This window comes from Herbiconiux sp. FW305-C-125 (assembly GCF_058783455.1).
The window spans coordinates 1-7,803 of the sequence record NZ_JBYSYO010000025.1; the positions used below are offsets into that span (position 1 = coordinate 1).

Annotated in this window: 9 protein-coding genes; 6 read left to right on the forward strand and 3 right to left on the reverse strand. The window is 62.6% G+C overall.

What is annotated here, in order from left to right; genetic code table 11:
• The first annotated feature begins 141 nt into the window (after positions 1–141).
• The 4 genes from AC3WLB_RS24140 (at position 142) to AC3WLB_RS24155 (ending at position 2,815) form a co-directional block, all read left to right on the forward strand.
• Positions 142–546 carry an RICIN domain-containing protein gene (locus AC3WLB_RS24140; RefSeq protein WP_492510472.1) on the forward strand — a complete coding sequence of 135 codons (405 nt, stop codon included), beginning with the start codon at positions 142–144 and terminating at the stop codon, positions 544–546.
• A gap of 184 nt (positions 547–730) precedes the next feature.
• Positions 731–1,348, forward strand: coding sequence for a hypothetical protein (locus AC3WLB_RS24145; protein WP_492510456.1), 618 nt, complete (start codon positions 731–733; stop codon positions 1,346–1,348).
• Positions 1,349–1,350: 2 nt separating this feature from the next.
• Positions 1,351–1,824: a hypothetical protein gene (locus AC3WLB_RS24150; RefSeq protein ID WP_492510458.1), complete on the forward strand. Its 474-nt coding sequence runs from the start codon at positions 1,351–1,353 to the stop codon at positions 1,822–1,824.
• A 655-nt stretch (positions 1,825–2,479) separates the two neighbouring features.
• Entirely contained in the window at positions 2,480–2,815 is a 336-nt protein-coding gene (locus AC3WLB_RS24155; RefSeq protein WP_492510460.1) for a helix-turn-helix domain-containing protein, read from the forward strand.
• Positions 2,816–2,866: 51 nt separating this feature from the next.
• Here AC3WLB_RS24155 and AC3WLB_RS24160 read toward each other — a convergent pair whose 3' ends face one another.
• A complete protein-coding gene (locus tag AC3WLB_RS24160) occupies positions 2,867–3,082 on the reverse strand; it encodes a hypothetical protein (RefSeq protein WP_492510462.1) in 216 nt (71 codons plus the stop codon).
• A 434-nt stretch (positions 3,083–3,516) separates the two neighbouring features.
• Entirely contained in the window at positions 3,517–4,494 is a 978-nt protein-coding gene (locus AC3WLB_RS24165) for an alpha/beta hydrolase fold domain-containing protein (protein WP_492510464.1), read from the reverse strand.
• A gap of 134 nt (positions 4,495–4,628) precedes the next feature.
• On the opposite strand from AC3WLB_RS24165, the gene AC3WLB_RS24170 reads away from it, so the two are divergent.
• On the forward strand, positions 4,629–5,648 hold the full coding sequence (locus AC3WLB_RS24170) for a helix-turn-helix domain-containing protein (protein WP_492510466.1): 1,020 nt from the start codon (positions 4,629–4,631) through the stop codon (positions 5,646–5,648).
• Between the two features lie 41 nt (positions 5,649–5,689).
• On the opposite strand, the gene AC3WLB_RS24175 is transcribed toward AC3WLB_RS24170, so the two are convergent.
• The gene (locus AC3WLB_RS24175) at positions 5,690–6,349 is read right to left on the reverse strand and encodes a TetR/AcrR family transcriptional regulator C-terminal domain-containing protein (RefSeq protein WP_492510468.1); all 660 of its coding nucleotides are present in this window, start codon (positions 6,347–6,349) and stop codon (positions 5,690–5,692) included.
• A gap of 88 nt (positions 6,350–6,437) precedes the next feature.
• Between AC3WLB_RS24175 and AC3WLB_RS24180 the strand changes: the two genes are divergently transcribed.
• Entirely contained in the window at positions 6,438–7,451 is a 1,014-nt protein-coding gene (locus AC3WLB_RS24180; RefSeq protein WP_492510470.1) for an SDR family NAD(P)-dependent oxidoreductase, read from the forward strand.
• Positions 7,452–7,803: the final 352 nt, after the last annotated feature.

Genomic DNA, 7,803 nt, shown 5'->3' on the forward strand with positions numbered 1-7,803 from the left:
AACTACCCCTCACGTTGACTGCGTAGCCAAGCTCATTCTCGAAGAATGTTCGTTACACCACTCCACGGGACTTGACCGATCGAGCGTCATTCTGGCCTAGCACTCGACTCAACGGTGGATCCCGGGCACAAGACCCGGCCTGTGCTTTGGACGCCACACGGACTTCCATGGCAGCAGTGGCGAATCGACAGAGTCGGGCGCCAACTCGTGCGCATAACGAGCCTGAAATCCGGCCTGGCGCTTTCCACTGACCGTGAGGGCGGTGACGGCAGCTGGGTGTGGCAGGAACGAGACAGGGATCGACTCGATCAGAGGTGGCGTCTCCTACCCACGGATGACCGTACGGCCTTCGTGATCGAAACTGCCAACTCCGCTCATGCGCTCGACGCGACTTCCGATCCTGAGGTGCCCGCAGCGCAGGAAGACCGCTCCACAAATTCACCCAGCTCTCCAATTCTGTGGAGTACTCATCATGCGCCGTGGCAGCAGTGGGTAATATTGCGCCTTCCCCTCACAGGGACGGCGCGAAGTGTCGACAACGGCTGACGCGAAAACGGATGCGCGTTTGGCGAGAGCATCAACGCCATCGCCTCAAGGTTGATGTTCGTGGCTTCGTGAAAATCGCTGCCCGTTGCGGTGGCGCGGGTCAACGAATTCTTGCCGGTTCCAGCGGTCGCGGTTATCCCTAAGTCACCCGAAGGGGCGCGGTGAATGTGCCAAGCTATAGCCAATGATCGGACTAGATGATGCCCTGGTTGGCGTTGCGATCAACCTCGCGAGCGGCGCATTGACAGGGGCGGCGAAGGCCGCCTGGACACGCCTGCGCGGACTATTGGTCAAAGAATCCAAGGACGACAAACGAGTGTCCGCATGGCTCGACCTGCTCGAGGCCGACCCTAGTGAGCACCTGGCGCATCAGGTTGCAGAACGGCTCAGTGCGATGGGGCTCGGTGCGACCCAAGAAGTGCGTTCAGTCGCCGCGGAAGTAAATACGCAGCTCGCCATCGGAGATGGCGCGGTCAACGCTTCTATCGGCATCAATCACGGGTCGGTCGGTGGCATTCATATCAACAACGGCGCGCATCGAGCATTCTCACTCGTTCGGACGGGAAGGGTCGCCTACAGAATCTTGAACGCAGGCGATGCTGATGCGACAGTAATCGGCTTGACCGACGGGGTCACGAATTCAGAACTCCCCATTTCACATCGGTTGCCCATAACCTTGGGACCCGGGGAGGGCTTCGGGCTAATCCTCGAGCCCCTAATCGGGGCAGGTTGGCCTTCCATTCGTGTGAGCTACACGCGAGGCGGGAAACCCGGGATTCAGACCGTGCTACCTGGAGGATGAAGATGGCTCTATTCGGCAAGCGACCCAAGAAACCTGAGCGCACTATATTGGATGACTTCCAGGACGGTGTGGCATTCGTAGTCAACGGGAACAGGGCCGACGTAGTCGGGCTGTTCACCAACTTCTCGCCCAACTCTCCCGATGGAATCGGAAGTCTTGGCTACCTAATTCGTGATTATCTCGAGAAGTACGGTAATCAGTTCGGCATTACTGCAGCCAATCCGCCCGCGCGGGAGCTTTACGCCGAGTACGTAGCAGAAGATCGGATCGTGATCCGCGCAGGCAGCAAACTCAGCGAGCTTTGGAGGATTGAGATCACCCTGGCCCAGGACGGGGCGAGGACGACCGGGATGGCGCGGTTCGTACCCAATTGGGGCGATGAGGCCATCTGGTTCACAAATGTGATCAGAATCTTCGGCAGTCTCCGATCCGCCATCGAGAGCGAAGGTGGGCGCGTAGATCCAGCCTGGAGCTAAGTCGCTTCCAAGAGCTAGTGCAAGGAGATGACGGCGCCGCCCTTGGACTTTGAGGCGGCAAGTTTGCCTCAATGGCGCTGTGTTCGGCGAAGCGGCCTGCGGCGTGTGAGGAACCCGGTCCAGGGCGGCCCATTTCACGTCGGACGTATTAGAGGAGGTTGATCGACCAAATGTCCATGCCAGTAGACATTGTGTTTGCAGTGCGATGGCTCCCTGGCGCTGGGCTCAAGAGTGGACATTTGCGCTGGTTCGAGGAGTCCGGACTAGTCGAACGAAGCTAGATTCCCTGCTGCCATGTTTGAAGGAGCGGTCAATCCCGCAGGACTTTGGGTCGCCCGAATCGTTCCTTTTTGTTGCGATCGAAACGATCAGCACTGGTGCCGAACTCGGATCGGCACCGCTCGCCCTGACCCGGGTAATGCCGATGTCGCGGCGATCGGACTCTAATGCTGTTGTTGTTTGTCCTCGCTGACCGTGTCGGTCACGGGCCCGAGTGGCACCTGAACCGTGGTCCTGACGACTGGCACATCCCAGATGGACCGTGGACTCGAGGGCGAGTCGCCGGAGCCCCGGTCCTGTAGCCCTTCGCCGGCTGGTTCCCGCATGAATGCCCTCCCTGAGGTCGCCGTGGATTATAAAACAGGCGTAGTAGATAATGCCTGTTTTATCTGCCAATTGTCCAGTCCGTGAGTCCACGGTGGAATGCGTGGCTCGGCATAAGGTTCCAGACGAATGGACTCATTACGTCCGGGATTTGGGAATCGTCGTGCAGCGGTACCGTATCGCGGCCGGCCTCACGCAGGAACAAGTGGCATACGCCGCGGGCCTGACCCGATCCCACTACCAGCAGCTCGAAAAGGGACTCTCTGGTCCTGGCCGACCTGCGAACCCCTCGCTCCTCACACTGACTGCCCTGGCGCAAGTGCTGAACGTTGAAGTCAGTGCGTTACTGCCCGGCCCTGCTCCGGATCTGAGGGCGGGCCGGATTTAGTCGGTCTGGGCGGTTCGTCGTCGCTTGTCGCGTCTCGACCGTTCAGCGAAGTTAGAGGAACTGTTCCAGCCGTGCGACCGCCGCCTCAGGGTGTGGGAATCCGCCGAGCTCGTACACCAGCTCAGTGAGAGCAGCACTGTCTGCGTGGCTGAGGCGGTACTCATCCCCTTCGCGCTCCACCCGCCACGGGGTTTCTATCAGCACGCCGTCGATCTCCTCGGCGACCCAGTAATGGTCATCCTCGAAGCCGTGTGTGAGTAAGAACACGAGGTTAGATTCGCACATCTTCGGGCTTGGAGTCTGCGCTGTTTCTAGGGCCTGGTGGTGGAGCGGAGGGAGCGGCGCGAAGTCGGGGGAGTGCGCCAGAATCGCTCTACCTCCGCCCCCCAACGGTCAGTGAACCTTATCGAGACTATCCGCGAGGTTCCGCTCTCTCGTGGACAAGGCCTACTCCGGGGGTCAGTCTTGAGCTCGTTGAGTGAAGAACGTTTGCGGCTTCATCGCTAGGCGCCGGGTGACAGCCTTCTGATCGACTAGCTCACGGAACGCCGATCCATGCCGAACGTTGCTCGGCCAGGGCGCTCTCGCCGCCCAGCGCGATGGCTATTAGAGGGACTGAACGCTTCGTGCGACGGCCACCAGGGCGGCCGACGTGGAGTGGTCGGTATTCTCGCTCACATCCGCGGTTTGGGGGGCTGCGCTCACATGGACCGAAGTGCTTGCCTGATGAATCGATCTCGGACTATCTGCGCTGAAATCGAGATTTCCGCTTCGGGTGCCATTATGTCGGAGCTGTGGAAGGCCCCACCCCAGAGGTGGAAGTCGACGACGACTCCAGCTTGCGATAGGCGTTGCGCGAAGAGGATGGCCTCGTCGCGAAACGTCTCCACGCTGCCAACATCGATGAACGTTCGGGGCAAGCCGTGGAGATCAGTGGCCCTCCCGGGCGCTGCGTAGATTGACACGTCCGGGCCGCCTCGGCGGTCCCCGAGCAGTGCGGTCCATCCGAACGCGTTGTCGTTTCGATCCCAGATACCCTCGCCGTCGAGCATGCGGCTGCTCGGCGTCTCGTCCCGGTCGTCAAGCATTGGACAGCCAAGGAACTGGTGAGTCAGGTTGGGGAACCCCCGGTCTCGGGCCAGGAGGGCGGTCCCTGCTGCCAACCCGCCGCCAGCGCTGGCCCCCACAATCATGATGTGGTGAGGATCGCCCGAAATCTCGTCGGCGTGTTGAGCGGTCCACACCAAGCCGGCGTAGCAATCATCGACCGGTGCCGGGTCCGGATGCTCCGGTGCTAGTCGGTACTCGACCGCAACGACGACCGCGAGTTCCTCCGCCACGTATTTGGCGTACTGAGGGAGCTCGGTCCGAGCGCTGCCCATGACCATACCTCCACCGTGGGTGTTGTAGATCACAGGATAAGGGCCGCGCCCGCGTGTCGGTCGCAGGATGATCAGGGGGACGTCTGGAGCGCCTTGGGGGCCGGGAACGATCCTCTCCTCGAGAGCGACCCGCCCGTTGAAGGTCAGGTCGAGTGCCCCGCCCGCGGCAGCGTCGGTGTCAAAGCTGCGGAGTGCTTGGAGCGTCTCAGCTGACACAGGCGGCATCAGACCACCCAGGGCATCGAGCACCGGGCGCACCTCGGGATCGAAGGGGGGAACTACTACCTGCTCGGCCATGATGTGCTCCTCACGTCGCTGTGAACATCCCGATTCTCGGTCCGACCCGTGCGCGAGAACAACCGCAGACTGGTGCGAGTTATAATCGTGCCACCCGCCAGCTGGCGGGGGAGCATGAAAGCAAGGAGGCTTGAGTGCGCGAATTAATCGGCCGCGTCGCCGTCCAGGACGACACGGCCGCGTCTGCGCTGCGGGTCATTTCCCATTTCGACGAGCTCGCCGCGCGCCGAGCTTCCTCCCCTGTACTGCTTCGCGCCGCAGCCGTGCTCGCGGCGGCCCCGGTGGGGATGCATGACGGAGCGAGCGGGCGCACAGTGCGCATCGACCCGCCGGGTCCTTCGTCCTCGCCCCCGGAACTCGACCCGAAATGGCCGCGCAAGACTTTCGATGACGTGCGGTCCGCGTCGATCTGGATCGAGCGATCTGGCCCGAATGGACCGCTGGATGACCTCATCTTGGAGCGCTGTGCATATGCGCTCATCATGCTGCTGCAGGACACTCCGCTCGCACAGGACGAATTGGTTCGTGTGGTTTGCGACCCCGCCGCCTCGCCGAGCGAAAGAATCGCTGCCGGGAATGCACTACATCTGACTGCTCCATTGGTCGTCGTCGGTACCCGCGACACCGGATTGGGCGTGTCCGCATCTCTAGGCGACTTGTGGGTCTCGTTAGTGGAGCCGGGGGCGCTTGCTCTTCTACCAGGGGCCGCTTCTGATGGGTGCTTCGGCTTGTCGCGGATCACCGACGGCGATGCTCCCGCCGCTCTGGATCGGGCGCGGTTAGCGCTTCGACTCGCCACGCACTCCGCTTGTGGTGGGGAGCCAGTGATCGACGCAGATCACTTAGGAGCGGTCGGGGACCTGGCCAAGGTCGTCTCCGTCGACGCGGCGCGACTCTCGCACGATGTGCAAAGGCTCGAGGCGATTAGAACAGAGCGAGCCTGGGCGCCCGCCGTCCTTGCGCAGTTCGCCGCCGGAGAGAGCTTGCGAGCCGCTGCGAGCGTGCTGCACCTTCATCACTCGACCCTTCAGGACCGCGTCCGTTGGTTCGAGGCGGCTCTCGGGTGGCCGATCCGGACCCCGAGTGGGCGATCTCGAGCATCGGCAGCCTGGTTGATGTGGCGTCTGTCAGCGCACCTGCAGCACCACAGGTGAGCGATCGTGCTGCCACCGCCTGACCGCCCGCCCCACGCTCCCTAGTTGCGGAGCGCGAGCGCGAGGCCGTCGAGGACGGTGTCGATGGCGAAGCGAAACTGCGTCTCATCCCGCCCAGCGAACCCCTTCACATCTAGCGCGTGCAGCAGGGGAAACTCCTCCGCAGACTCCGCGACCACGGATCGGAACGCCTCTACCTCTGTGCTTCCGTCGCCCACGATACGGTCTTCTCGGATGAACCCCGTCGCGAGCGTGGTCACGCTGAGAAGCCCTCGAGCCGCGATCGTCTCTGTAAATCCGGCAGCGACCATGCGCCCTATCACCGTCTCGGCTGCACGGAGTGTGTCGCGAGTCATCAGGGGGGTCAAGCGGAAATGCTCGACGTATTTATCGGCGGCGTCGAACGCTTCGCGCATCTGAAATGCGAACGCCCGCGCCGAATCTCGCCAATCTAGATCCTCGGGCACCCGAACGTGGGCGAGTCGTTCTCGCAGTGTCTCCTCGGCCAGCATTTCCAAAAGGACTGTCCGGCTCGTCACGTGATGATGCAGCGCCTTACGGTCCACGCCGAGCCTCAACGCGAGCTCCTGCATAGTCAGGTCCTGAGGCGCCAGCCCACCTGCCGCGCGCAGGATCGCCTCCCTGTCGAGGCCGGCTCGCTCCCCGCGGCCGCGCGGGCGCGCGGGTTGCTTCTCACCCATCGTCTACCCCCACGCTCTCCCAACGATGCTAGTCTTTCCCGCGCGGGAATAAGACCGCGAGTTTTAAACCTCGAGAAAGGCCTCGACCATGTCCGAAACAATTGTCCTTGGCGCGAAGAGTTCGATCGGGACCTGGCTCGACGATTCAGCCGGCGGGCCGCTCATGCGAACTCTGCTCGAGCAGTCAGGCATTGCTCCGGAAGTCGCCTCGGTGCTGCGGGGCCTCCCCGTACAGCAACTCATCACCCTCAGCCGCGGACAGCTCCCGGCCGCTGTTATCGACGACCTCGTCCGGCAGGTCAACGGCGGCGAGATCCCGCCAGGAGCTGCGGCGACTGTGTGGTCCGAGCGGGTCACGGCGGGCAGATTCGCGGGGAAGACAGCGGTAGTCACGGGCGCCGCCTCCGGCATTGGCCGGGCCACGGCATCGAGAATCGCGCGGGAGGGCGGCCGGGTTGTCGCAGTCGACGTCTCGGCCGACGCACTCGAGTCCTTCGCTGCGGCCGAGCCCGGACTCGACATTGTCGCAGTCCGCGGCGACATTACCGATCAAGTCTCGATTGCTGACATCGTCGAGGCCACTCTTGGCCGTGTGGACGTTCTCGCCAATGTCGCGGGAATCATCGACGACTACTCTCCGCTGGCCGAAACCAGCGATGCCGTCTGGGACCGCATTCTGGCCGTTAACGTCACCGGTACCTTCAAACTGACCCGTGCCATTCTCCCGCTCATGATCGAGGCAGGCGAAGGAGCTGTCGTCGCCGTGTCGTCCGAGGCCGGGTTGCGCGGCAACGCGTCGGGCAATGCTTACACGGTCTCCAAGCACGCGGTCATCGGTCTGGTGCGGTCCGCAGCGTTCATGTATGGGCCGCTCGGCATTCGCTTCAATGCGGTCGCTCCCGGTGCTGTGGCAACGGGAATCACTATGCCCGCTAATCCGTCGGAGTACGGCACGTCCCGGCTCGCGCCCTTCCAGGCGCAGATCCCGAGCATGGCCTCCGCCGAACAGATCGCCTCCACCATCACCTTCCTGCTGTCCGACGACAGCGCCAATGTCAACGGAGCCGTGCTTCCCGTCGACGGCGGACGATCCGTCCAGTAGACGACTTGGGAGCTGACCCGAGTCGCCGCGACATCGATGTTCAGCAAGAAAGACCTGTCGCAGTCAGTTCTCTGCCTAATCCGCCGAACCCTGCGCCTGCGAGAACCTCGTGCGCGCATCGAATCGCCCCGTCGACCTCTAGCTCGTCTAGGACACGGGATGGCAGCCCCACAAAGGTATTCCTTTCCGGATGGATCTTCTGATGACGCTCGGTGGTCCTACGAAGCAGAGCCCTCCAACCGAAGACCGGCCATCGTGTTGACTGCTTACTGGTCTCGGAATTATCCCGGGGCCACGGTGACACGGGTGATGCGGGCCGTCAGGGGGCTGCCGAGGGGCAATCGGAGAAGTT